We start from the raw sequence: 22,380 nt of genomic DNA on the forward strand, positions 1-22,380 counted from the left end.
CGGGCTCAGTGCGAGGAGCCGGAGAGCTGGAGGCCGATCACACCCGCGATCACCAGGGTGATGGAGACGATCTTCAGGGTGGAGACCACGTCGTTCAGGAAGATCATCCCGTAGATCGCGGTCCCCGCGGCGCCGATCCCGGTCCACACCGCGTACGCCGGACCCACGTCGAGCTTCTTCAGGGCGAGGGTCAGCAGCCCGAAGCTGCCGAGCGCGAAGGCGGCGAAGGCGATCGTGGGCCACAGCCGGGTGAAGCCGTGGGACAGCTTCAGACAGACGGCGAATCCCGTCTCCAGGATTCCGGCGACGACCACGAGCAGCCACGCCATATGAGCGCCTCCCCAACCGTCGATGACTGCTTCGTCTGACTTGTTGCGATTATGCACTTACCAACGTCAGTACGCCGCAAACGCGACCGATTCACCCGACCGCGCGTCACCTCCGGGCACCGCTCAAGGCACCCGCCCGGGCGTCACTCCCCCGACGGCGGCCGCCTCGGCGCCGCCACGGCCGCCCGGACCAGGGCCGCGACGCCCTCGCGGTCCGGCGCCACGACGAAGGACAGGGCCAGCCGGACCGTGAGTTCGCAGCGGTGCGCGAGGACGGCCGTCTCGTCCGGATGGGCGGGGCCGCCCGTCCGGGACCGTTCGAGGGCGGCGAGGGAGCGGTCGCGTACCGCCGCCGCCACATCCGCGGGAGCGGGCGGCCCGGCGTCGGCACGGCGCTGGGCGGGCGCACCGGCGGGGGACGTGTCCCGGCCCGCCGACCGGGGCTCGGGCAGCCGCTCCCCCCAGCAGCCGGTGAGCAGCGCCCGCAGCAGCGGCCTGGCCCGCGCCTGGGCGACGGTCCACTCGGCGAGGGCGACCAGCCGCTCCACCGCGGCGGGACCGGTCCGCTCCGAACCGGTCCGCTCCGAGAACAGCCGGTCGACGCCGTGGAGGTACGCGTCCGCCTCCTTGCGCACCAGCGCCCGGGCCAGGCCGTCCTTGCTGCCGAACTCGTTGTACAGGGTCTGCCGGGAAACACCCGCCGACGCGGCGACGTCGACCATGCGCACGGCCGACCAGGGCCGCTGGTCGAGCGCCCGCAGGGCGGCGTTCAACAGGGACTCTCGCGCTATGGGCACGGTCACCTCCGGGCCGCGGGGCTCGGTAGCCAGAGTTGACGGGGCCTCCTCCGGTGTCAAGAGGGCGTCCGGCGGCCCCGGTAGTGCGCCGCGGCGCACCGATAGGGTGAGGATCATGCCCGCATACGACGATGATCTGCGCCTCGCCCATGTCCTCGCCGACGCCGCCGACGCGGCCACCACGGCCCGGTTCCGGGCGATCGACCTGAAGGTCGAGACCAAGCCGGACATGACCCCCGTATCGGAGGCGGACCGGGCGGCGGAGGAGCTGATCCGAGGACAGCTCCAGCGGGCCAGGCCCCGGGACGCGATCCTCGGCGAGGAGTACGGGGTCGAGGGCACCGGCCCGCGCCGCTGGGTGATCGACCCGATCGACGGCACCAAGAACTACGTCCGCGGGGTACCGGTCTGGGCGACCCTGATCTCCCTGACGGCCCAGGACGACGACGGCGTCTACCAGCCGGTCGTCGGGGTGGTCTCCGCCCCGGCGCTCGGCCGGCGCTGGTGGGCGGCGCAGGGGGCGGGCGCCTATACAGGTCGCTCGCTCACCTCGGCGAGCCCGCTGCGGGTGTCCGGGGTCTCCCGGCTGGAGGACGCCTCGTTCGCCTATTCGTCGCTGACCGGCTGGGAGGAGCGGGGACGTCTCGACGCCTTCCTCGACCTCTCCCGGGACTGCTGGCGCACCCGCGCCTACGGCGACTTCTGGCCGTACATGATGGTCGCCGAGGGCTCCGTCGACATCTGCGCGGAGCCGGAGCTGTCGCTGTGGGACATGGCGGCCGTGGTGACCGTCGTCCAGGAGGCGGGGGGCGTCTTCACCGGCCTCGACGGCCGGCCGGGACCGCACAGCGGGAACGGCGCCGCGTCGAACGGACTGCTCCACGAGACGCTGCTGGACCGGCTCGGCGACCGCTGACCCACCCGGCCGTACAGGAGCGTGTACGGGAGTGTGTGCGGGAGCGCGTACGGAAGCGCTCCGGCGCGCTCGTACGGCGGGCCCCCTTCCGTACGACAGACACGCCCCCGTCTTACGGAATCGGGCGCTCCCACCCCCTTGATGCCGCCCCCGGGGGCTGCGACTCTGAAGATGCCCCCGTTTGTGAACTTGTGAATCGGTTCTCGAAAGGGCCGGTTCCCCAAGGAGGTGGCTCCTTCCATGCTCGTCCGTGACGCCATGAGCACGGTGGTCCTCACCATCGGGCCCGCCCACACCCTCCGCCAGGCCGCCGGCCTGATGGCCGCGCGGCGCGTCGGCGCGGCCGTGGTCCTCGACGGCGACGGCGAGGGCCCGGGCATCCTGACCGAGCGCGACATCCTCACCTCGGTCGGCACCGGAGAGGACCCCGACCGGGAGACCGCCGGCGCCCACACCACCACCGACGTCGTCTTCGCGGCGCCGTCCTGGACCCTGGAGGAGGCGGCGGAGGCCATGTCCCACGGCGGATTCCGCCATCTGATCGTGCTCGACGACACGGGCCCGGTCGGCATCGTCTCCGTCCGCGACATCGTCCGCTGCTGGGCCCCGGCCCGCCGCCACCGGGCGACCCTCGTCGGCTGATCCGCCCCGCCCGACCGACCGACCCGGGCACGGCCGAGCCGCTGAAGAGGGCCGGTGCCCCGTCGTGATCCGACGGGGCACCGGCCCCTTTCTCCTCCGGCGGGCGTCCGTCAGCCGCGCAGGGCCGAGACCGCGGCCTCCAGCCGCTTGCCGAAGTCGCCGTCCGCCTGGCGGAAGTTGTTGATCGCGCGCTCGGCGATGTCGTCGCGCGACACCCCGGAGATGGCCGTGGACAGGGCCTCGACCAGCCGGCCCTTCTCTTCCTCGGACATCAGCCGGTAGAGATTGCCCGCCTGGACGAAGTCGTCGTCCTCGGCGTGGCTCGGCGCCGCGTGGTCACCGGTGACACCGCTGACCGCGGTGGCCGACCAGAGCGGCCGGTCCGTCTGGTGCGGGCCGCCGAAGCTGTTGGGCTCGTAGTTCTTCGCGCCCTTGTGGCGGCCGTCGTACAGCAGACCGTCCCGGGCGTTGGTCCGCGCCTCGGTGGCGTGCGGGCGGTTCACCGGCAGATGGTCGGCGTTGATACCGACGCGGTAGCGGTGGGCGTCGCCGTAGGCGAAGAGCCGGCCCTGGAGCATCTTGTCCGGGGACGGGCCGATACCGGGCACGAAGTGCGCCGGGCTGAAGATCGACTGCTCGACCTCGGCGAAGATGTTCTCCGGGTTGCGGTTCAGCTCCAGCTTGCCGATCTCGATCGGCGGGTAGTCCTCGTGCGGCCAGACCTTGGTCAGGTCGAACGGGTTGAAGCGGTAGCCCGCCGCCTCCGCCGCGGGCATGATCTGCACCTGGACGGTCCAGCTGGGGAACTCGCCCCGCTCGATCGACTCGCGCAGGTCGCGCTGGTGGCTGTCGGGGTCCTTCCCGGCCAGCTCGTCGGCCTCGGCGGCCGTCAGGGTCTTGATGCCCTGGTCGGTCTTGAAGTGGTACTTCACCCAGAAGACCTCACCGGCGGCGTTGTTCCACTGGTAGGTGTGCGAGCCGTAGCCGTTCATATGCCGGTACGAGGCCGGGATGCCGCGGTCGCCGTGGAGCCAGGTCACCTGGTGGGTCGACTCCGGGGAGAGCCCCCAGAAGTCCCAGACGTTGTCCGCCTCCTGCGAACCCGTGTACGGGTCGCGCTTCTGCGTGTGGATGAAGTCCGGGAACTTGATCGCGTCCTTGACGAAGAAGACCGGGGTGTTGTTGCCGACGAGGTCGTAGTTGCCCTCCTCGGTGTAGAACTTCAGCGCGAAGCCGCGCGGGTCGCGCACCGCGTCGGCGGCGCCCAGGTTGCCCGCGACGGTCGAGAAGCGCAGGAAGGTCTCGGTCTCCTTGCCCACCTCGGAGAGGAACGCGGCACGCGTCCACTCGCTGACGTCCCGCGTGAGCGTGAACGTGCCGTAGGCGCCGGCACCACGCGCGTGGACCACCCGCTCCGGGATGCGCTCGCGGTTGAAGTGGGCGAGCTTCTCCAGCAGCAGCTGGTCCTGGACGAGAACCGGCCCGCCGACGCCCGCGGTCTCACTGTTCTGATTGTCGGCAACCGGGGCTCCGGTCGCCGTGGTGAGCGGTCCCTGCGTCACGTGCGCCTCCTGCGTCATACCTTCGTGTCCTGTCCCATGGCGTTCCGCCGAACACGATCCTACGATGGACTTTGTCTAAGTCAAGCGCGCATCCAAAGTCACACCCGTTCGGGATCTGGTCCAGCGCTGTTAAGCTGGTCCCTATGAGTGACCTGCTGGAACGACTCCGCGGACGCGGCTGGCGCATGACTGCCCAGCGGCGGGTCGTGGCTGAGGTCCTCGACGGCGAACACGTCCATCTGACGGCCGACGAGGTGCACGCGCGCGCGGTGGAACGGCTCCCGGAGATCTCCCGGGCGACGGTCTACAACACCCTCGGCGAGCTGGTCTCCCTCGGCGAGGTGCTGGAAGTCGCCACGGACCGCCGCGCCAAGCGGTACGACCCCAACGCGCACCGCCCCCACCACCACCTGGTCTGCGCCGGCTGCGGCGCCATCAGGGACGTCCACCCGACCGGCAACCCGCTGGCGGACCTGCCCGACTCCGAGCGCTTCGGCTTCACGGTCTCCAACGTCGAGGTGACGTACAAGGGCATGTGCCCCAACTGCGCGTAACACCGGACGACTGACACCTCCGGCGCGGGCATCTTGGAAAGCGCCTGAAACGCGTGAAACACCTAAGGCCCGGATCCAGAGGATCCGGGCCTTAGGTTTTAGTAGCGGGGACAGGATTTGAACCTGCGACCTCTGGGTTATGAGCCCAGCGAGCTACCGAGCTGCTCCACCCCGCGCCGTTGAATGCAACAATACGCGACCTGACCACCCCGTGCAAATCACGTCCCCCACCTGCACCCCCTGCCCGCCGGCGTCCGCCCGGGGGACGGCTACGCCGTCAGTTCCTGGTGGAGGGCGTCGCGCAGGCGGGCGGCGCGCTCCGTGACCTCGAAGGGGCCCAGCTCCTCCGCCCGCGCGCACCAGCGCTTGCCCTCCGCCAGCTCCCCGCGCCGCGCGGCCAGCAGCGCGAGCCGCAGCGCGGCCCGGCCGTGGCCGGCGTGGGCGGCCCGGGTCCACCACAGGGCCGCCTCGCGCTCGTTGCCGTCGCGGGCCAGCAGCAGCCCCAGGTTGAACGCGCCGTTGCGGCTGCCCGCCTCCGCCGCCTCCCGGTACCACCGCGCGGCCGACGCCATGTCGCCGCGCGCGGCGGCCAGCATGCCGACTCGTACCTGCGCCCTGCGGTGCCCCTGCTCGGCGGCCCGCTCGTACCACTCCTCGCACTCGGTCTTCGCCGCCGTCGTCTCGCCCAGCGCGGGCGGCCCCGGCGGCGGCTGGCGGGCGTCCAGCAGGGTCGCCAGCCGGAACGCGGCCTCGGCGCTGCCGCCGCCCGCCGCGCACCGCAGATGACGCTCGGCGGTCTGCTCGTCGCCCTCCCGCAGCCGCGCCGTCCCGACCTGGAGCGCCGCCTCCGTGTGCCCGGCGGCGGCGGCCCGCTCGTACCACTTCAGGGCCGTGCGGTCGTCGTCCCGGCCGACGTACAGGATGCCCAGATTGAACGCGGCGTCGACGCTGCCCGCCTCGGCGGCCTTGGAGAACCAGGGCTCGGCGCCGACCGGGTCACCGGCCTGGAGCAGCAGAACGGCGAGCGCGTTGGCGGCCTCGCGGTGCCCCGCGTAGGCGGCGTGCCGGTACCACTGCTCGGCCTGGGCGGTCCGGTCCTGCGCCGTACAGAGCAGACCGAGGTTGTAGGCGCCGTTCACATCGCCCGCGGTCATCGCCGCGCGGTACCAGCGCTCGGCGGTCTGCGGCTCGCCCCGGGCCGCGTGCAGCGCGCCCAGCGCGTTCGCCGCGTTGCCGTCGCCTTCCTGAGCGGCCCGCAGCCACCAGACGGCGGCGCTCTCCTCGTCGCCCGCGTCGCGCAGCAGGAAGCCGAGGGCGCAGGCGGCCCGGGTCTCGCCGTCCTTGGCGGAGGTGAGGTACCACCGCCCGGCCTCCTTCAGCTCGCCGCGCTTCTCCAGGATCGCGCCCAGGTGCAGCGCCGCCCGACGGTGGCCGCGCGCGGCGGCCTGCCGGTACCACTGGGCGGCCTCGTCGAGCCCGGAGAGCGCGCGGGCGCCCGTCCCGGTGTCGGGGCCTCCGGCGGCGCCCCGGCCGGCGGACGGGGCACCCGTACGGGCGGTCTCGTCGGCGACCCGCAGATCGAGTATCCGGGCGAGGCGGTACGACGCCTCCCGGTGCCCCTGCTCGGCGGCGGCCCGCAGCCACCGCTCGGCGCCCACGTCGCCGCGGTGCTCCAGCAGATCGGCCAGGGCGTAGGCGCCCAGGGCGTGGCCCTGCTCGGCGGACTGGCGCAGCCAGTACTCGGCCGCGGTCTCGTCACCGCGTTCGCGGAAGTGGCGGCCCAGGGCGTGGGCCGCGGCGGCGGACCCGGCGACGGCGGCGATCCGCCACCAGCCGGCCGCCTCGTCCGGGTGGCCGCGCTGGTGCAGCAGGACGCCCAGGTTGTTGGCCGCGGCCCGGTCCCCGGCGGCGGTGGCCCCGCGCAGATACGACTCGGCCCCGTCGAGGTCGCCGCGGCGCAGCAGCATCGAGCCGAGCGTGCTCATGGCGGCGGTATCGCCGGCGTCGGCCGCGCGGCGGTGCCGTGCCTCAGCGCCTGCCGTCTCCACAGCGTCAACATTCGCACCAGCGGTATCACCAGCACCAGATGTCGTACGCGAGTCCGCTCTTCCACCGCTCCCGCGCGGACGCGGGCCGGTGACGCCGCGCCGTGCGCCGGAAGCGGCCGGCGGCGAGCCGGGCTCGGCGGTGAGATCGGCACGGGCCGTCAGGGCGGCCGGGGACACCGCGTTCAGCGCGCCCGCCGCCTGATCGGCACGTTGCCGTACAAACCGCCCGGTCTCCAACAGAGTCGTCCTGTCCCCCATGAATTCCATCGTCGCACCACCCGCAACCCGCTCACACCTGGTATACCGCAGCCGGTGAGGTCACTTCAGCGTTTTGTCGACATGCCCACAGAGAGATAAGTCAAACACTTATCAGCTCAACTCTCCGGGTGCCGCGCGCGGTTCCCCTCCCCGATCTGCCGTTCTTGTACCAGTACGCACATCGAGGGCCCGGATCCTCAATGGATCCGGGCCCTCGATGATTCAGTAGCGGGGACAGGATTTGAACCTGCGACCTCTGGGTTATGAGCCCAGCGAGCTACCGAGCTGCTCCACCCCGCGTCGGTATGTCCAAAGACTACCAGACGCGGGATGTCAGCAGTTCAGGGCGCTTCCGCTAGGTGGACGACGGTGGGCTCTGACTGGACGTCGACGGCTTCGAACCACCCGTTGACGGGGTCTTCTGCGCCTGGGCGAGCCGGTCGAGGGCCGCGTCCAGCGCGTCCTCGGCACGGCCGACGGCCTCACGGTCCGTCGGGTCGTTCTTCAGGGCCGCGTCGACATCCGCGTGGGCCTTCAGCACATCCTCGATCGCCGCCTTCACCGCGGCGTCACCGGTGGCCGGTGGCGTCGTGGGCGGCTTCGTGCCGTCACCCGGCGGTTTGGTGCCGTCGCCCGGCGGCTGGGTGGCCGGCGGTTCCTTCGCGGGTTGCTCGAAGGCCGCGTCCAGCGCCTGGGTCAGGCTGTCCTTGAAGACCGGTTTCCCGCCGCTGTAGGCGGCGGCGACCTTCTTCAGCAGGGGATAGTTCGCCGCGCCACCGCGGGCGTACACCGGCTCGATGTAGAGGAATCCGCCGTCGAGCGGGATCGTCAGCAGATTGCCGTACTCGATGTCCGAGTCGGTGCCTCTCAGGTCGCGGACGAACGTCGCCACTTCCTCGACACCGTTCAGCTCACTCTGCACCTGCGACGGCCCCTGGACCGTCTCGGTGACTCTCAGCAGCCTTATCGAGCCGTATCCGGGACTGTTCGCGTCGGCGTCCACAGCCATATAGGCACCGAGGTTGGGCCGTCCGGCGGGTGTGAACGTCGTGGTGAGCGAGAACTTCTGCGCCGTGTCGCCCGGCATCTTCAAACTCAGGTAGTACGGCGGGACCGCGCGTGCTTCCTTCTTGTTCGTCGGGTCGTCCGGCACCTGCCAGGCGTCCGAGCCGCTGTAGAACTGGTCGGGCTCGGTGACGTGGTACCGGGTCAGCAGCTCGCGCTGGACCTTGAACATGTCCTGGGGGTAGCGCAGATGCGACTTCAGCTCGGCGCTGATCTCGCTCTTCTTCTTCACCGTCCCCGGGAACGCCTTCATCCAGGTCTTGAGCACCGGGTCCTTGGTGTCCCACTGGTACAGCTTGACCGAGCCGTCGTAGGCGTCGACCGTGGCCTTCACCGAGTTCCGGATGTAGTTGACCTGGTTCTGCTGGGCCACGACCGCCCGCTGGTTGGTGGTCAGCGAGTCGGCGGTGGTGTCGCCGAGCGTGGTCCGGGAGGCGTACGGATAGCCGTTCGTCGTCGTATAGGCGTCGATGATCCACTGGATCCGCCCGTCGACGACCGCCGGATAGGCGTCGCCGTCGATGGTCAGCCAGGGCGCGACGGCCTCGACGCGCTCCTTGGGCGTGCGGTTGTAGAGGATCTTCGATCCCTCGCCCACCGCGCCCGAGTAGAGGATCTGGGGCTCGCTGAAGGCCAGCGCGTACGCCGCCCGGTTCAGTGTGCTGGAGAGGCTGACGCCGCCCTTGCCCTTGAAGCTGGTGTACTCGGTGTCGCCGCTGGCGGCCTCGTAGTCCAGCTCCTTCTGCGGTCCGCCGACGATCGAATACTGGGTCGTCTTCTCGCCGTAGTAGATCCGCTGCTCGTACTCGCCCTTGACCAGGTTGCCCTTGGTCGGCATACCGGACTCGGTGAACTCGGGCGAACCGACGGTCCCCTTCTCCGGGTCGGTGACCACACTGGTGCCCTTGGCGGCGATGGCGCCGTAACCATGGGTGTAGGTGAAATGGTCGTTGATCCAGTTCCGCTTGGGGATGCCCTCGATATTCAGCTCGCGCAGACCGATGACGGTGTCCTGCGGCTTGCCGTCGGCACCCGGGTAGCGGTCGACGTCGAGCGTCGTCGGGAACTGGTAGTACCGCCGCTCCTGCTGGAGCTGCTGGAACGCGGGCGAGACCACATTGGAGTCGACCACGCGGTAGCTGGCGGCCGAATTCGCGTCGGACCGCTGCTCGGCCCGGCGCTTCGGATCCGCCCGGCCGTTGTAGTCCTCGGGCTTCGCCTGATCGATTCCGTACGCCTTACGGGTGGCGTCGATGTTCTTCTGGATGTACGGCGCCTCCTTGGCCTGCTCGTTCGGCTGGACCTGGAACTTCTGCACGATCGCCGGGTAGAGCCCGCCGATCAGGATCGCCGACAGCACCATCAGGCCGAAGCCGATGACGGGCAGCTGCCAGGTGCGCCGCCACAGGGTGGCGAAGAAGAGCACGGCGCAGATGACGGCGATGCAGAAGAGGATGGTCTTCGCCGGCAGATAGGCATTGGCGTCGACGTACCGCAGTCCGGTCCAGTTGCCGGTGGCCTTGAAGTCGCTGGACTTCACGGCCAGGCCGTAGCGGTCGAGCCAGTAGGCCACGGCCTTGAGGGACACGAAGACGCCCAGGAGGACGGAGAGGTGTCCGGTGGCGGCGGCGGTGGCCCGGGCGCCGGGGCTGGTGACCCGCAGCCCGCCGTACAGGTAGTGGGTCAGGGCCGCGGCGATCAGCGACAGCACGACGGCAGCGAAGCCGAAGCCGAGCAGGAAGCGGTACCAGGGCAGATCGAACGCGTAGAACGACACGTCCATCTTGAACTGGGGGTCCTTCTGACCGAACGACACCCCGTTGACCCACTGGAGCCAGGTCTTCCACTGACCGGTGGCGGACGCTCCGGCGATCAGCCCGACGAGTGCGGTGATCGCGAGGAGCACCCACTTCTTGTACGGGGCGATGCCCATCCGGTACCGGTCGAGGCTCTGCTGCTCCAGCGACATGGCGCTGAGCGGCGGGCGCAGCCGGTGCGCGAGCCAGATGTTCAGGCCGACGACGACCGCCATCAGCAGGCCGAAGACGGCGAACAGGCCGATCTTCGTCCGGAGGGTGGTGGTGAACACCGACGAGTAATCGACGGAGCGGTACCAGAGCCAGTCGGTCCAGAACCCGGCGAACATGACGAACGCCATGGCCAGCACGGCCAGCACACCCAGTGTCATCAGGAGGGTGCGGACACGCCGGGACGGCCGTCCCACCCTGATCCGTGGCCCGGTCGGGGGGCCTCCGCCGCGGTCCGGCATCTGGAAAGCCAACGTGCGCACCTCGAAGTTTGCGATCGTATGACCGCCCGGACGGGTACCGGGCGGCCGTGTCAAGCGGGCCCCGCGATCGTAGAGCCCCTTGATGCAACTTACTGAGGCTTTACCTAGTTCCCGTCACGGGGTCCCTATCCGGGCGGTTCCGGTACCGGTCGGGTACCGGGTCGGACCCGGACCGGTACCGGTCGCGGACCCGGCTCCCCGGCCCGTGGGGCGGGTGTCCGGGGTGGCCGGTTCCTCCCGGGGGCCCGGGAAGAGGCAGGATATGAGCATGTCCAATGATTCCCCCCCTCCGTCCACCGCCCCGTCCGGCCCGCTCGCGGCGAGCCCGCTGACCCGGGCGGTGCTGGAGATCGACGAGTACGCGGCCACCCTCGGCTGGGATCTGCCCGCGCGGCTCTTCGCCCTGGTCGACACGGCGAAGCTGCGGACCGACGAGCCCGCCCTGGCCGAGCAGCTCGGTCTGGCGGGTGACGAGGCGGCGGCGCCGCTGACGCCGATCGAGCAGGACGAGATCCCGGCCGGTACGGCGCTCGACGAGTTCCTCGCCACGATCGCCTGGCCCGACGCGGTCGCGGGCTGCGCGCTGACCGTGGAGCGGCAGATGCTGCCGCCGACGGCGGAGGCGTCGGTGCCCGACAACCTCAATGAGAAGGCCCTCGCCCGCTGGGTGGCGAAGCACCCGGACCGGCAGGAGGTGCGGATGACGGTGGCGGTGCTGCGGAACGGCGCGCGCGAGTCGGCGCTGCGGCTGCGGGAGAAGGACTCCCCCAACGATGTGCTGACCGGCCCGGACCTGGTGCCGGGGCTGGCCGAGGCGCTGTCGGCGACGTTCGAGTCGTAGGACTCTCTCCTTCGGTGTCACGGGCCCCGCGGCGGTGGGGCCCGTCACACCGGTTCCGGCGGGCCGGTTCAGGTCGGGCCGGTTCAGGAGGTCAGGTCAGTTCCTGGGGCAGGACGGCAGTCCGGCCGTGTCGCCGGACTTGATCTTCTCCAGGGACTTGGCGGCGTCCGCGATGGTGTCGACCTTGACGAGGGTCAGCCCGTCGGGGATGTCGGTGGAGGCGGCGTCGCAGTTGTCGGCGGGGGTGAGGAAGTACCGCGCCCCGGCGGCCCGCGCGCCCACCAGCTTCATCGAGATACCGCCGATCGGCCCGACCCTGCCGTCGTCGTCGATGGTGCCGGTGCCCGCCACGAACTTCCCGCCGGTCATATCGCCGGGGGTGAGCTTGTCGACGATCCCGAGGGCGAACATCAGCCCGGCGCTGGGCCCGCCGACGTCGGCGAGGTTGATGTCGATGGTGAACGGGAACGTGTGGTCGGTCCCGGCCGAGATGCCGACGACGGCCCGGTCGGCGTCCTTCGCCTTCGTGGTGGTGATGGTGATCTGCTGGGTGGTGCGGGGCTCGCGGCCCGCCTTCTCCGCCTCGACGGCTTCCTTCGCCGGGACGACGGTGAAGACGACGTCGTCGCCGGGCCGGTTCTTGGTGACCAGCTTCGCGACATCGCCGGGCTCCTTGACCGGCGAGCCGTCGACGGCCTTGATCACATCGCCCGCGTGGAGCTTGTCCTGGGCGGGGGTGTCCTTGCCGACGGTGGCGACGACGACCCGTGAGGTGACGGGGATCTTCAGCTGCTTCAGGGCGGCGACCTTGGCGCTCTCCTGGGACTGGCTGAACTCCTCGGCGTTCTCCTGGGTGGACTGCTCCTCGGTCTGCCCATCGGGGTAGAGCGTGTCGTGCGGGACGACCACGTTGTCGTGGGCGAGCCAGCCGTAGAGGGCCTCGACGAGGTTCATCCGGTAGTCGGCGCCGGTGACCCGGACGGTCGTCATATTGAGGTTGCCGGAGGTCGGGTAGGTCTTCCGTCCGGAGATCTCCAGCACCGGCTCGCCACCCGCGTCGCCGAGCGTGTTGACCGTGGGCCCCGGCGACATCTCCGCGTACTTCACCGGAATGAGGATCCCCGCGCAGAGCAGCGCGACGGCGATCAACGTGGAGGCGAGCATCGTCGCGGTGCGGCGTGGCATGGAACGACAGTACGGGACGGGACCGTCCGTGCGCCGTCCGGGCCGGTCCGTCCGTGGACCCGCGAAACCGGCCGTCAGCCGCCGGGCCGCCCGGCGGAATCAGCCTTCTCCATCGCGTCCCGGAACCGGGCGTATCCGGCCAGCTCGGCGACGTCGCCGGTGGTCCGGCTGCGTGCGGCCCAGCCGCCCCATATCGCGGCACCGACGGCAGCGAACAGCGGAATCAGCAACCACGCGAGTGCTGCCATCGCGATCTCCCTACCCCTGAGTGATCACCAGATTAATCGTTCACCGTTTCAACGCTCACGGCAGGGGCGGGGTTACGCAAATCGGGGCGGGGTCCGTCTCCGAAGCCGCCGAAGGCCCCGGGGAGCAAGCTACGAGCCCACCCACTCCTCCGTGCCGTCGGAGAACGTCTGGTGCTTCCAGATGGGGACCTCGCGCTTGAGGTCGTCGATGAGCCGGCGGCAGGCGTCGAACGCCTCCGCGCGGTGCGGGCAGGCGACGGCGACGATCACCGCGAGGTCGCCGACCACCAGGTCGCCCACCCGGTGGACGGCGGCGAGGGCGCGGACCGGGTACTCCGCGGCGACTTTCTCGGCGACCCGGCGCAGCTCGGCCTCGGCCGTGGGGTGGCAGGAGTAGCCGAGCGCCTCGACGTCGGCTCCGGCGTCGTGGTCCCGTACGGTGCCGACGAAGAGCGCCGTGCCCCCGGCCGCGGGGTCGCCGACCGCGGCGATGACCTCGTCCACGGAGAGCGGGGTGTCCCGGACGGCGAGGAGGCGCAGGGGGTCGCCGCCCGCGCGCTCCCCCGGGTGGTCGTGCCTGATCGTCATGGCCTCATCGTGCCGTACGCCGCCGTTCCCGGGCCACCGCCCGCGCGGCGGACCCGCCCCCCGACCCGCCACCGGGCCCGCGCGGCGGCCCGGCGCGGGGCCGCGGCGCGCGGGCGTCAGAGGCGGCGGCGGGCCTTGCGGGCCCGGCGGACCAGGGCCGCCGTACCGAGCAGGGCGACCGTCGCGCCCGCGGCTCCGGCCGCGGCGGCGTCCTTGCGGCCCAGTCGGCGGCCGGCGACGGTGTGGCGTCCCGAGACCTCCTCCAGGAGCGCGGCCAGGACCTCCTCGTTGGTCCAGGCGGGGCGCCAGCCCGCGTCGTGGAGGCGGCCGACGCTGACCACCCAGGGGTGCATCGTGTAGGCGAGGTCCCCGGCCGGGGAGGGCGTCACACCGATCCGGTGGAGCCGGGCGGCGGCGCCGAGGGCGACCGCGGACGGCAGCTCCATCCGGCGGATGCCGCTCAGCTCCTCGACCTCGTCCTGTTCCAGCCAGCCGTCGCAGCCGACGGCCAGCTCGCCGTCGACCTTCTCCAGGGCCGCGTACTCCAGGGCGCTCACCAGGTCGTCCACATGGCAGAACTGCCAGGCGGGCCGGGATCCGGCGACCACGAGGAGTCGGGGCGACTCGAAGTAGCGGGTCAGGGCGGTGTCCGTACCGCCGACGAGGACGGCGGGCCGGACGACGGTCACGTTCAGTCCCGGGTGGGCGCGGGGCGCCCGCCGGGCCAGGTGCTCGATCTCCAGCAGGTCGCCGACGCCGGTGGCCTCGGCGGTCGCCCGCAGCTCGGCGTCCTCCGACAGCGGGATGTCGTTGTCGGGCAGCGCCCCGTACACCATGGCCGATGTGCACAGCACGGCCCGGCGCACACCCGCCGCGGCGGCGGCCGTGAGGACCGTCTGGGTACCGCGTACATTGTACGCACTGCGGGCGGTGTCGTCGGTTTCCAGGTCGAGGTCGAGCGCCAGGTGCACCACGACGTCGACGCCGCGGAGCTTCTCGGCGATGGCTGGGTCGCGGACGTCGAGGACGTGCCAGGTGGCCTCGGGGACCTCGCCCCGGCGTTCGTCGATCGCGACGACCCGCCCCACCTCCTCGGAGGCGGCCAGCCTGCGGGCCAGCAGCTCGCCGACGCCCGTTGCGGCACCGGTGACCGCGACGACGGGTCCGCGACCTGCGGCCCCCTCGCCCGGGGTCGGGGTTGAGCGGTTTCGCGCTCCGCGAACCTGCGGATCTGGGGAACTCACCAGGCGTCTCCAGCGGTTGTCTTCAGTACGTACGGAATGACGCGTACGGACCAGGTGGCGTCCATCCTGCCGCAGGCCACGAGCCGACGGAGCACCGAGCCCGGATGCGGGCGGGGATGTCTACGCTGGGTGGTGTTGTGAGGGCATTCGCCGTCGGCCAGGGGTCGGCGGCCCTACGAGCCGAGGAAACCCGTGAGTGACACCCCATTCGGATTCGGCCTTCCGCCGGAGGAGCCGGAGCCCGGCGACGAGGGCAAGAAGAAGGACGCCGCGGGCGGTGGCAGCGGCGCCGGCGGCTCGTCCCCGCAGAATCCCTTCGGATTCGGCGGTCCGGGCGGCGGGGACAATCCCTTCGCCGCGATGTTCGGGTCCTTCGATCCCCAGGACCTGGGCGCCGCCTTCCAGCAGCTCGGCCAGATGCTGAGCTACGAGGGCGGCCCGGTGAACTGGGACATGGCCAAGCAGATCGCCCGGCAGACCGTCTCCCAGGGCACCGCGGACGGCGTCAAGGACGCCTCCGTGGGCCCCGTGGACCGTACGGCGGTGGAGGACGCGCTGCGGCTGGCCGATCTGTGGCTGGACGGGGTGACGTCCCTGCCTTCGGGCTCGAACACGGCGGTGGCGTGGAGCCGCGCGGAGTGGGTCGAGGCGACCCTCCCGGCGTGGAAGCAGCTGGTCGACCCGGTCGCCGAGCGGGTCGGTACGGCGATGGGCGGGGTGCTGCCCGAGGAGATGCAGGCCATGGCTGGCCCGCTGATCGGCATGATGCGCTCCATGGGCGGCGCCATGTTCGGCCAGCAGATCGGGCAGGCGATGGGCGTGCTGGCGGGCGAGGTCGTCGGCTCCACGGACATCGGTCTGCCGCTCGGCCCGGCCGGGAAGGCCGCCCTGCTGCCGCTGAACGTGGAGGCGCTCGGCAAGGACCTGGGCGTCCCCAAGGAGGAGGTGCGGCTCTATCTGGCACTGCGCGAGGCCGCCCACCAGCGGCTCTTCGCCCATGTGCCGTGGCTGAGGTCGCATCTCTTCGGTGCCGTCGAGGGCTACGCCCGGGGCATCACGGTCGACACGTCCAAGCTGGAGGACGTCGTCGGGCGGTTCGACCCGACGCATCCGGAGCAGTTGCAGGAGGCGCTCCAGCAGGGCATGTTCCAGCCGGAGGACACCCCGCAGCAGAAGGCGGCGCTGGCCCGTCTGGAGACGGCGCTGGCCCTGGTGGAGGGCTGGGTGGACGCGGTGGTGCACGCCGCCGCCTCGTCCCGTCTCACCTCGGCCTCCGCGCTGCGCGAGACGCTGCGCAGGCGGCGGGCGTCGGGCGGGCCCGCGGAGCAGACGTTCGCCACCCTGATCGGGCTCCAGCTCCGTCCGCGCAGGCTGCGGGACGCCTCCCGGCTGTGGGCGTCGCTGACGGACGCGCGCGGGATGGACGGCCGGGACGCGCTCTGGGAGCACCCGGACATGCTGCCGACCGCCACCGACCTCGACGACCCGGACGGCTTCGTCCACCGCGAGCAGCTCGACTTCTCGGAGCTGGACAAGATGCTGGGCGAGGCGGCTTCGGGCCCGGCGGCTTCGGGCGACGACGGCAAGAGCGCCGGCGACAGCGGCAAGGGCGCCGCCGACGACTCCGAGGGCGCCTCCGGCGACGGCAAGGGCGCCTCCGGCGACGACCGGGGAGACGGGGGCGACGGGGGCGACGGAAAGGACGGCGGGGCCGCTGGGCCGGAGGGCTCGGGCCGGTGACCCTGCACGACGACGCCGTCACCGTACTGAAAGGCCACGACACCGGGGGCGACGGACAGCAGGAGGAGCTGCGGCTGCGCTATCTGGACCATCTCGCGGACCGTCCGGACGGGATGTGGAAGGCGTGCGGGGTGGGGCATCTCACGGCCAGCGCCCTGGTCGTGGACCCGACGCGGGAGCGGGTGCTGCTGACGCTCCACCGCAAGCTGGGGATGTGGCTCCAGATGGGCGGCCACTGCGAGCCGGACGATACGACGCTGGCGGCCGCGGCGCTGCGCGAGGCGACGGAGGAGTCCGGGATTCCCGGGCTGACGCTGGTGGCGCGGGACGGGGCACCGGGTCCGGTCCGGCTGGACCGGCATCCCATTCCGGCCCCGTGCCACTGGCATCTGGATGTGCAGTACGCGGCGCTGGCCCCGGCCGGGGCGACGGCCCGGATCAGCGACGAGTCGCTCGATCTGCGCTGGTTCGGCTATGCCGAGGTGCCGGAGGTGGCGGATGCCTCGGTGGTCCGGCTGCTGGAGCGGGCCCGGGCCGTGCTGTAGCCGCCGGAGCGGCGGAGCCCGTACAGAACGCATGAAAAAGGGGTTTCCGTCCTCTTCCGAGGACGGCCACCCCTTTTCCGTATCGCGGGCTGTTCAGTTCCAGCTGTTGCCCTGGTTGCGTCCGTCGGCGCCGAACTGGCCGCGGACTCCCTCACCGATCTGGGCGTTCTGCGGCGGCATGACCTCACTCGGCTGAACGAGGACGAACCCTTGGCCGAGGAAGCTCAGCTCCCAGCCCTCGCCGGTGTTGCCGCGCCGGGTCCGTACGCTCGTCGAGGTCGTGGGGGCCTGCATCTGCACCCGCAGCCCGGTCGACCAGGCCACGATCGCGTCGGAGTCGACATTCACATACGACTCCGGCGTCACCGGGAGCATCAGCGGCTGCCCCGAGGTCATCAGGACGACCTTGCCCTGTCCGGCGATATTGAGCTGGTACTTCCCGGACCCGGAGATCCCGTACTCGCTGTCGACGGCGAGTACCTCCGTACGGAGGTCGGGGTCGAGGGCGAGGACGTACGCGCTGTCGACGGTCAGCCCGCCGCTGTCGACATCGACGATATGGATGTGCTGGGCGAGATTGGCGAGATAGACCGTGCCCTGGCCGGAGCAGCGCATCAGGTCGAGACCCTCGCCGGTCCGTTCCCGGCTGCGGCGCTCACTGGCGCTCTGGTACTCGCCGTCGAAGTCGATCAGCCCCTGGTAGGCGACCATCGCCCCCTTGCGGGCGACGACGTCGTCGTTGCCGCGGAGGGTGACCCGCAGCAGTTGCGGGTTCTGGACGGCGAAGCGCTCCTGGGTCTGCTGCTCGCCGTAGGTGAAAAGTGGGCTCTGCATGGTGTTCTTCCGCTCCCCCTCAGCCCCGGATCCGCAGCCGGTCGGTGTTGTCCTCACTCGGCTGGACGACGACGATGCCCGCACCGGAGAAGGCCATCTGGTACGCCTCCCCGGTGCCGCGCCCGATCAGGGCTCCGGCCTTCATGGTCCGCTTGGCCTTGACCTTGAGATGCGGCGACCAGGCGACGAGGGCGTCGGGGTCGACGTAGGTCTCGTCCTGGCCGCGACCGCAGTCGACCACAATGGGAGTGCCCCGGGAGGTGAGGGCGACCCAGCCGGTGCCCGCGATCTCCACGTTCCACAGCCCCGTACCGGCGAGCTTCGCCATGCCCTTGACCTTCTGGACACCCCACTGGAGATGGGCGTCGAAGGCGAGGACGTTGGAGCCGTTGACGGAGAGGGAGTCGTTGTCGAGGTAGATCACGACGACATCGGCGCCGTAGTCCGCGAGGTACAGCACGCCGTCGCCGTGACAGCGCATGATCGGCGCGCCTTCGCCGGTGGCCCACTGGGACAGCGCCTGCTGGGCGGAGGGCGGATTGGCCTCGTACTGGACGAAGCCCTCGTAGGCGACCATCGAGCCGGTACGGGCGTACAGGTCCTGGCCGGTGGCCATGGCCACCTTGAGCATGGTGCGGCCGTGGTTCTCCATCCGGGCCGCGACGGGGGTGGGGGCGTAGCCCGCGAGTTGCTGGTTCATGACTTCGGGCTCCCTCAGATCTCGTAGGGCTGGACGACGACGAAGTTGCCGGGCGCGCCCCGGAACTGGAGGCTGACGGTCTCGCCGCTGTGTCCCGGGTACGAGTTGCGCCGCAACCGCACCTGGGAGGCGAGGATCACCTGCGACGCGGCGGACCAGGCGACGATCGCGTTGGTGTCGACGAAGGTGCTCGGCGTGACCGGGAGGACGACGGGTGTGCCGTGGGTCTTGACGACGACGGTGCCGGTGCCCTGGAACTGGAGGGTGAACAGCACTCCGCCGGGAATGCCGTGCCCCTCGATCCTGCGGACCTCGTACTGGAGGGACTCGTCGAACGCGAGGACGTTCTCGGCCGAGACGCAGATCGCGTCGCCCTGCAGTTCGATGGGGTGCAGATGGGAGTTGTCCTCGGCGAGGAAGATCTGGCCGCGGCCGGTGCAGCGCATCAGCTGCATCTCCTGGCCGGTGGCCCGGCCCGCGATCCGGCCCGCGAAACCGCCGCTCTTATGGCTGAAATCGACCTTGCCCTGATACATCACCATACTTCCGGAACGGGCGAGGACTCCGATACCGCCCATGGCGACGTCGACCCGCATCAGATGCTGGTTCTGCGGGGTCCAGCGCTGGCCCGTGGGGGTCTCGCGATACGCCTGGAGGGCGGCGGCGAGTCCGGGGCCGGCGGCGGGCATGCCCTGCGGGACACCACCGGGGGCGCCGGGCACGCCGGGCGCACCGGGTACACCGGGCTGTCCGTACGCGAACGGCGCACCGAGGGCACCGGGCGGCGGCGCCATACCGGGCAGTTGTCCCGGCACCTGGCCGAACGGGGGTGCTACGGGCGGCTGCCCGGGGACCTGCCCGAACGGGGCGGGCGGGGCGGGGGGCACCGCGACCGGGGGCACCGCGACCGGCGGTGCCGGGGGCTGCGGGGCTTGGCCGAACGCAGGCGCGGGCGGAGGCGGAACCTGGCCGAACGCAGGCGGGGGCGGGGGCGGAACCTGGCCGAACGCGGGCGCGGGCGGAGGCGGGGGCTGCGGCGGATGGATCTGGCCGAAGGGCGGGGCGGGTGCGCCGGGCGCGACGGGCGGCGGGGCGCCGAACGCGGGCGGGGCCACGGGTGCGACGGGCGCCGCGGGGGCCACCGGCTCCGCGGCGGCCTGCTGGTCCTCGGCGACCTCGCCGCCGAAGTTCCGCAGGAGCGCGTCGAGACCGCCGTCGAATCCCTGCCCCACGGCGGCGAAGCGCCAGACGTCCTTCAGATAGAAGTCGCCGAGCATCACCGCGCGCTCGGTGCTGAACTCCGCGCCCGTGAAGGGGTAGCGGGCCACCTCCTCGCCCCCGGCGACGATCCTGATGTACCCCGGGCCGACCTGCGACATCTGGCCCGCGCCGTCGATGGTGGCGGTGAAGCTCAGCTTGGTGATGTGTGCCGGTATGCGGTCGAGCGTGACCCGGAACGACTCGGTGTCCCCGGACTGCGCGCCGAGCAGCTGAAGGGACTCCTCGGGGGATTTCGGCTGGTTGAAGAAGATGAAGTACCGGTCGTCGGAGAGTTCCTCGGCGGCGTCCAGTCCGAAACAACTGATGTCGAAGGTGAGACCGGGGGCGGCGATCGATACGCCGACATACAGATCCGTACCCGCGGTGAGATCACTGATCTTGGCCTTGTGGCCGCGTTGGAATTCCCTGGCCATGCGTAACGACCGTCCCCCATCCCGAAAAAATGACGAATGCGTCGCGCCAGGCTAACCGCTGCCCACCGCATTCGGCCAAGGGGCCGAGGCGCGCCGGGACACATTCGATACACGGAGATCGACAACGGGTGACACAGGAGCCGTCGCACGTCGTCGGCGGGGTCCCGGCCGAAGCCGGGTCAACTGCCGCCGGTCTCCGCGCCATCGGCCGGCGGCTCTTCCCCGGTCCACGCGTCGGCTCCGCCGCCCTCGGGCGGCGATTCGTCCCCGGACGGCGACCGGGGCAGCCGCTCGGCGGCGACGACGCCTTCCAGATAGCCGCGGGCGCGCTCGGTGCGGGGATATGCCTCCAGCAGCCGCCAGAAGCGGGGGCCGTGCCCGGGTACGAGCAGATGGGCCAGTTCGTGGACGAGGACGTAGTCGACGACGTACTCGGGCATGCCCTGGAGGCGGTGGGAGAGCCGGATACTGCCCTCCGCCGGGGTGCAGGAGCCCCAGCGGGTGTTCTGATTCGTCACCCAGCGCACCGAAGCGGGGCGGGCCCGGCCGCCGAAGTACTGCGCGGACAGGCGCTCGGCGCGCTCGGCCAGCTCGCTGTCGCCGAGGCTCCGTCTGCTCTCCTGGGCGGCGAGCTTGTCCAGCATCACACCGACCCAGCGCCGCTCCTCGGCCTCCGACATCCGGGCCGGGATGAGGACGATCGTACGGTCGCCCTCGCGGTAGGCGGAGACGGTCCGGCTGCGGCGCGCGCTTCTGCGGACTTCGACCGCACTCGTCTGCGCTCGGCGGGAGGCACGGCCGGTGGCACGGCGCCGCGGGCTTTCCCCGCCCCCGGGCGGGGTCTGCCCGGCGACACGGGAGGAAGGGTCGACGGACACGCCATGACGTTACCCGCTGAATGCCGCAGAAGCACCGGCTCCGCGTCGGTTCTCCGTCGAACTCCGCCGTGAAGCGGCCCGCGATCGCAGCATTGAAACGATAATCACCCTACATACCCCGCACCTGTGGATAACTTTCCGCCCCTCGGTCAGGACCGGGCATTCTGTTCCCACCGGCGTACACGGAACCGCGCCGGACACACCGAACGGAATCGGCGGGAGAAGCGGGGGACGTGCGATGCATCCGATGGTGAAACCGGCGTTACGGCGCGCCTGGCGCGAACGGCACACGGTCCAGTTCGGGGTGACACCCGCCCACGCGGTGTCGATCGGCCCGGTGGACACGGCGACCGGCTCCTTACTGGAGCTGCTCGACGGGACGCGCGGGATCGAACTGCTGAGCCGTGAGGCGCGGGCGATGGGCCTGCCGGACGGGCTGGCCGAGACGCTGGTCAGACGGCTGACGGCGGCGGGCCTGATCGACGATGCGACGCTGGGCGGCCCGGCGGCCGACGCCCTGCGCGGGCGCAAGGGCGCGCTCGACCGGCTCCGTCCCGACGCCGCCTCGTTGTCGGTGGTCGACCGGGAGCCGGGCGGCGGGATGCGCCGGCTGGCGGCCCGGCGGGCCGTCCGGGTCCAGGTCCGGGGCGCGGGCCGGGTCGGGGCGTCGGTGGCGGCGCTGCTGTCGGCGGCCGGGGTCGGCGGCGTCGAGGTCCTCGACGGCGGTTGTACGGAGCCGGGGGACGTGGCGCCCGGCGGGCTGCCGGCCGGCGCGGTCGGGGAGCGCCGCGATCTGGCGGCCCGGCGCCTGGTGCGGCGGGCCGCGCCGACCCGGCCGCCGCGCTCCGCGCCGGGCGGGGCCGCAGACGCCTCCGGGGAGCCGGGGCTCGCCCTGGTGCTGGTCTGCCCGCGGGACGGTCTGGGGGCCTATGTCCCCGATCCGGCTCTGTCGGCCGACTGGGTCGCGGGCGGTGTCCCGCATCTGTACGCGGGGGTGGTGGAGGCGACCGGTGTGGTGGGCCCCCTGGTCCTGCCCGGCGGCACGGCCTGCGCGGGCTGTCTGGAGCTGGGCCGCACGGACCGCGACCCGGACGGGCCCCGGTTGCTGGCCCAGTGGCGCTCGGGTGGCCGCCGGGTGCCGGTGCCCGCCTGCGATCTGTCCCTGGCCTCGACGGTCGCCGGCCTGGCGGCGGCGCACGCGCTCTCCTTCCTCGACGGCGAGCTGCCGCTCACCGCGGGCGCGCGCTGGGAGACATCGCTGCCGCTGCTGGACTGGCGCAGGGAGACGCTCACCCCTCATCCCCGCTGCCCCTGCGGCTCCCACCGGAAAACTGAGGGGGAGGACACCCCTGATACACCTGAGGTCTCCGGGAGAATGGCGGGGTAACGCGTCACGGGGCCATACCGCAGGGCTCGCTGGGC

20 protein-coding genes and 2 tRNA genes are annotated in these 22,380 nt (G+C 71.7%); 7 read left to right on the forward strand and 15 right to left on the reverse strand.

The features are described from left to right. Positions 1–5: 5 nt before the first annotated feature. Both ACFXG1_RS16835 and ACFXG1_RS16840 read right to left on the reverse strand, forming a co-directional pair. The gene (locus ACFXG1_RS16835; RefSeq protein ID WP_384720971.1) at positions 6–329 is read right to left on the reverse strand and encodes a DMT family transporter; all 324 of its coding nucleotides are present in this window, start codon (positions 327–329) and stop codon (positions 6–8) included. A 143-nt stretch (positions 330–472) separates the two neighbouring features. Next, positions 473–1,126: a TetR/AcrR family transcriptional regulator gene (locus ACFXG1_RS16840; protein WP_384720974.1), complete on the reverse strand. Its 654-nt coding sequence runs from the start codon at positions 1,124–1,126 to the stop codon at positions 473–475. Between the two features lie 115 nt (positions 1,127–1,241). On the opposite strand from ACFXG1_RS16840, the gene hisN reads away from it, so the two are divergent. Beyond that, on the forward strand, positions 1,242–2,042 hold the full coding sequence (gene hisN / locus ACFXG1_RS16845) for a histidinol-phosphatase (protein WP_384720977.1): 801 nt from the start codon (positions 1,242–1,244) through the stop codon (positions 2,040–2,042). 240 nt (positions 2,043–2,282) lie between these two features. Continuing rightward, on the forward strand, positions 2,283–2,684 hold the full coding sequence (locus ACFXG1_RS16850) for a cyclic nucleotide-binding/CBS domain-containing protein (RefSeq protein WP_384720980.1): 402 nt from the start codon (positions 2,283–2,285) through the stop codon (positions 2,682–2,684). Positions 2,685–2,794: 110 nt separating this feature from the next. Here ACFXG1_RS16850 and ACFXG1_RS16855 read toward each other — a convergent pair whose 3' ends face one another. Then, on the reverse strand, positions 2,795–4,246 hold the full coding sequence (locus tag ACFXG1_RS16855) for a catalase (RefSeq protein WP_384743218.1): 1,452 nt from the start codon (positions 4,244–4,246) through the stop codon (positions 2,795–2,797). 143 nt (positions 4,247–4,389) lie between these two features. Between ACFXG1_RS16855 and ACFXG1_RS16860 the strand changes: the two genes are divergently transcribed. Further along, positions 4,390–4,800 carry a Fur family transcriptional regulator gene (locus tag ACFXG1_RS16860; RefSeq protein ID WP_384723244.1) on the forward strand — a complete coding sequence of 137 codons (411 nt, stop codon included), beginning with the start codon at positions 4,390–4,392 and terminating at the stop codon, positions 4,798–4,800. A 102-nt stretch (positions 4,801–4,902) separates the two neighbouring features. Here ACFXG1_RS16860 and ACFXG1_RS16865 read toward each other — a convergent pair. The 4 genes from ACFXG1_RS16865 to ACFXG1_RS16880 all read right to left on the reverse strand — a co-directional run bounded on the left by ACFXG1_RS16865 (position 4,903) and on the right by ACFXG1_RS16880 (position 10,440). Further along, positions 4,903–4,976 (reverse strand) — tRNA-Met (locus tag ACFXG1_RS16865). 93 nt (positions 4,977–5,069) lie between these two features. After that, entirely contained in the window at positions 5,070–7,115 is a 2,046-nt protein-coding gene (locus ACFXG1_RS16870) for a tetratricopeptide repeat protein (RefSeq protein ID WP_384743222.1), read from the reverse strand. Positions 7,116–7,332: 217 nt separating this feature from the next. Continuing rightward, positions 7,333–7,406: transfer RNA gene (locus ACFXG1_RS16875), tRNA-Met, on the reverse strand. A gap of 55 nt (positions 7,407–7,461) precedes the next feature. Next, complete coding sequence (locus ACFXG1_RS16880) at positions 7,462–10,440, reverse strand: UPF0182 family protein (RefSeq protein ID WP_384719660.1); 2,979 nt, start codon at positions 10,438–10,440, stop codon at positions 7,462–7,464. A gap of 289 nt (positions 10,441–10,729) precedes the next feature. On the opposite strand from ACFXG1_RS16880, the gene ACFXG1_RS16885 reads away from it, so the two are divergent. Continuing rightward, positions 10,730–11,302 (forward strand): PPA1309 family protein, encoded by a 573-nt coding sequence (locus tag ACFXG1_RS16885; RefSeq protein WP_384719656.1) that lies wholly within the window; start codon positions 10,730–10,732, stop codon positions 11,300–11,302. A gap of 96 nt (positions 11,303–11,398) precedes the next feature. On the opposite strand, the gene ACFXG1_RS16890 is transcribed toward ACFXG1_RS16885, so the two are convergent. The 4 genes from ACFXG1_RS16890 to ACFXG1_RS16905 all read right to left on the reverse strand — a co-directional run bounded on the left by ACFXG1_RS16890 (position 11,399) and on the right by ACFXG1_RS16905 (position 14,567). Beyond that, a complete protein-coding gene (locus ACFXG1_RS16890) occupies positions 11,399–12,487 on the reverse strand; it encodes a PDZ domain-containing protein (RefSeq protein WP_384743226.1) in 1,089 nt (362 codons plus the stop codon). Between the two features lie 74 nt (positions 12,488–12,561). After that, positions 12,562–12,735 (reverse strand): hypothetical protein, encoded by a 174-nt coding sequence (locus ACFXG1_RS16895; protein ID WP_384723708.1) that lies wholly within the window; start codon positions 12,733–12,735, stop codon positions 12,562–12,564. Positions 12,736–12,864: 129 nt separating this feature from the next. Further along, positions 12,865–13,323 carry a molybdenum cofactor biosynthesis protein MoaE gene (locus tag ACFXG1_RS16900; RefSeq protein WP_384723712.1) on the reverse strand — a complete coding sequence of 153 codons (459 nt, stop codon included), beginning with the start codon at positions 13,321–13,323 and terminating at the stop codon, positions 12,865–12,867. 116 nt (positions 13,324–13,439) lie between these two features. Beyond that, positions 13,440–14,567 carry an SDR family oxidoreductase gene (locus ACFXG1_RS16905; protein ID WP_384743230.1) on the reverse strand — a complete coding sequence of 376 codons (1,128 nt, stop codon included), beginning with the start codon at positions 14,565–14,567 and terminating at the stop codon, positions 13,440–13,442. A gap of 192 nt (positions 14,568–14,759) precedes the next feature. Here ACFXG1_RS16905 and ACFXG1_RS16910 point away from each other — a divergent pair, with 192 nt between their 5' ends. Continuing rightward, positions 14,760–16,307 carry a zinc-dependent metalloprotease gene (locus tag ACFXG1_RS16910; RefSeq protein ID WP_384713352.1) on the forward strand — a complete coding sequence of 516 codons (1,548 nt, stop codon included), beginning with the start codon at positions 14,760–14,762 and terminating at the stop codon, positions 16,305–16,307. Next, positions 16,304–16,852: an NUDIX hydrolase gene (locus ACFXG1_RS16915; protein WP_384713355.1), complete on the forward strand. Its 549-nt coding sequence runs from the start codon at positions 16,304–16,306 to the stop codon at positions 16,850–16,852. Before ACFXG1_RS16910 ends, ACFXG1_RS16915 begins: the two co-directional genes overlap by 4 nt. 93 nt (positions 16,853–16,945) lie before the next feature. Here ACFXG1_RS16915 and ACFXG1_RS16920 read toward each other — a convergent pair whose 3' ends face one another. The 4 genes from ACFXG1_RS16920 to ACFXG1_RS16935 form a co-directional block, all read right to left on the reverse strand. Continuing rightward, the gene (locus ACFXG1_RS16920; RefSeq protein ID WP_384713358.1) at positions 16,946–17,686 is read right to left on the reverse strand and encodes an AIM24 family protein; all 741 of its coding nucleotides are present in this window, start codon (positions 17,684–17,686) and stop codon (positions 16,946–16,948) included. 19 nt (positions 17,687–17,705) lie between these two features. Further along, on the reverse strand, positions 17,706–18,386 hold the full coding sequence (locus ACFXG1_RS16925) for an AIM24 family protein (RefSeq protein ID WP_384713361.1): 681 nt from the start codon (positions 18,384–18,386) through the stop codon (positions 17,706–17,708). Between the two features lie 14 nt (positions 18,387–18,400). Continuing rightward, positions 18,401–20,080, reverse strand: a complete 1,680-nt coding sequence (locus tag ACFXG1_RS16930) for a TerD family protein (RefSeq protein WP_384713364.1) — start codon at positions 20,078–20,080, stop codon at positions 18,401–18,403. Between the two features lie 179 nt (positions 20,081–20,259). Further along, complete coding sequence (locus tag ACFXG1_RS16935; RefSeq protein WP_384713367.1) at positions 20,260–20,958, reverse strand: M48 family metallopeptidase; 699 nt, start codon at positions 20,956–20,958, stop codon at positions 20,260–20,262. A 238-nt stretch (positions 20,959–21,196) separates the two neighbouring features. On the opposite strand from ACFXG1_RS16935, the gene ACFXG1_RS16940 reads away from it, so the two are divergent. Next, positions 21,197–22,345 carry a TOMM precursor leader peptide-binding protein gene (locus ACFXG1_RS16940; protein ID WP_384743237.1) on the forward strand — a complete coding sequence of 383 codons (1,149 nt, stop codon included), beginning with the start codon at positions 21,197–21,199 and terminating at the stop codon, positions 22,343–22,345. Positions 22,346–22,380: the final 35 nt, after the last annotated feature.

It is taken from the genome of Streptomyces sp. NPDC059248 (assembly GCF_042753905.1).
Lineage (GTDB): Bacteria > Actinomycetota > Actinomycetes > Streptomycetales > Streptomycetaceae > Streptomyces.

Excerpts from the sequence above, each read along its gene's own strand:
- ACFXG1_RS16835 (WP_384720971.1), bottom strand. The coding sequence starts at position 329 with ATGGCGTGGCTGCTCGTGGTCGTCGCCGGAATCCTGGAGACGGGATTC.
- hisN (WP_384720977.1), top strand. The coding sequence starts at position 1,242 with ATGCCCGCATACGACGATGATCTGCGCCTCGCCCATGTCCTCGCCGAC.
- ACFXG1_RS16850 (WP_384720980.1), top strand. The coding sequence starts at position 2,283 with ATGCTCGTCCGTGACGCCATGAGCACGGTGGTCCTCACCATCGGGCCC.
- ACFXG1_RS16860 (WP_384723244.1), top strand. The coding sequence starts at position 4,390 with ATGAGTGACCTGCTGGAACGACTCCGCGGACGCGGCTGGCGCATGACT.
- ACFXG1_RS16870 (WP_384743222.1), bottom strand. The coding sequence starts at position 7,115 with ATGGAATTCATGGGGGACAGGACGACTCTGTTGGAGACCGGGCGGTTT.
- ACFXG1_RS16880 (WP_384719660.1), bottom strand. The coding sequence starts at position 10,440 with ATGCCGGACCGCGGCGGAGGCCCCCCGACCGGGCCACGGATCAGGGTG.
- ACFXG1_RS16885 (WP_384719656.1), top strand. The coding sequence starts at position 10,730 with ATGTCCAATGATTCCCCCCCTCCGTCCACCGCCCCGTCCGGCCCGCTC.
- ACFXG1_RS16890 (WP_384743226.1), bottom strand. The coding sequence starts at position 12,487 with ATGCCACGCCGCACCGCGACGATGCTCGCCTCCACGTTGATCGCCGTC.
- ACFXG1_RS16895 (WP_384723708.1), bottom strand. The coding sequence starts at position 12,735 with ATGGCAGCACTCGCGTGGTTGCTGATTCCGCTGTTCGCTGCCGTCGGT.
- ACFXG1_RS16900 (WP_384723712.1), bottom strand. The coding sequence starts at position 13,323 with ATGACGATCAGGCACGACCACCCGGGGGAGCGCGCGGGCGGCGACCCC.
- ACFXG1_RS16920 (WP_384713358.1), bottom strand. The coding sequence starts at position 17,686 with ATGCAGAGCCCACTTTTCACCTACGGCGAGCAGCAGACCCAGGAGCGC.
- ACFXG1_RS16925 (WP_384713361.1), bottom strand. The coding sequence starts at position 18,386 with ATGAACCAGCAACTCGCGGGCTACGCCCCCACCCCCGTCGCGGCCCGG.
- ACFXG1_RS16930 (WP_384713364.1), bottom strand. The coding sequence starts at position 20,080 with ATGGCCAGGGAATTCCAACGCGGCCACAAGGCCAAGATCAGTGATCTC.
- ACFXG1_RS16940 (WP_384743237.1), top strand. The coding sequence starts at position 21,197 with ATGCATCCGATGGTGAAACCGGCGTTACGGCGCGCCTGGCGCGAACGG.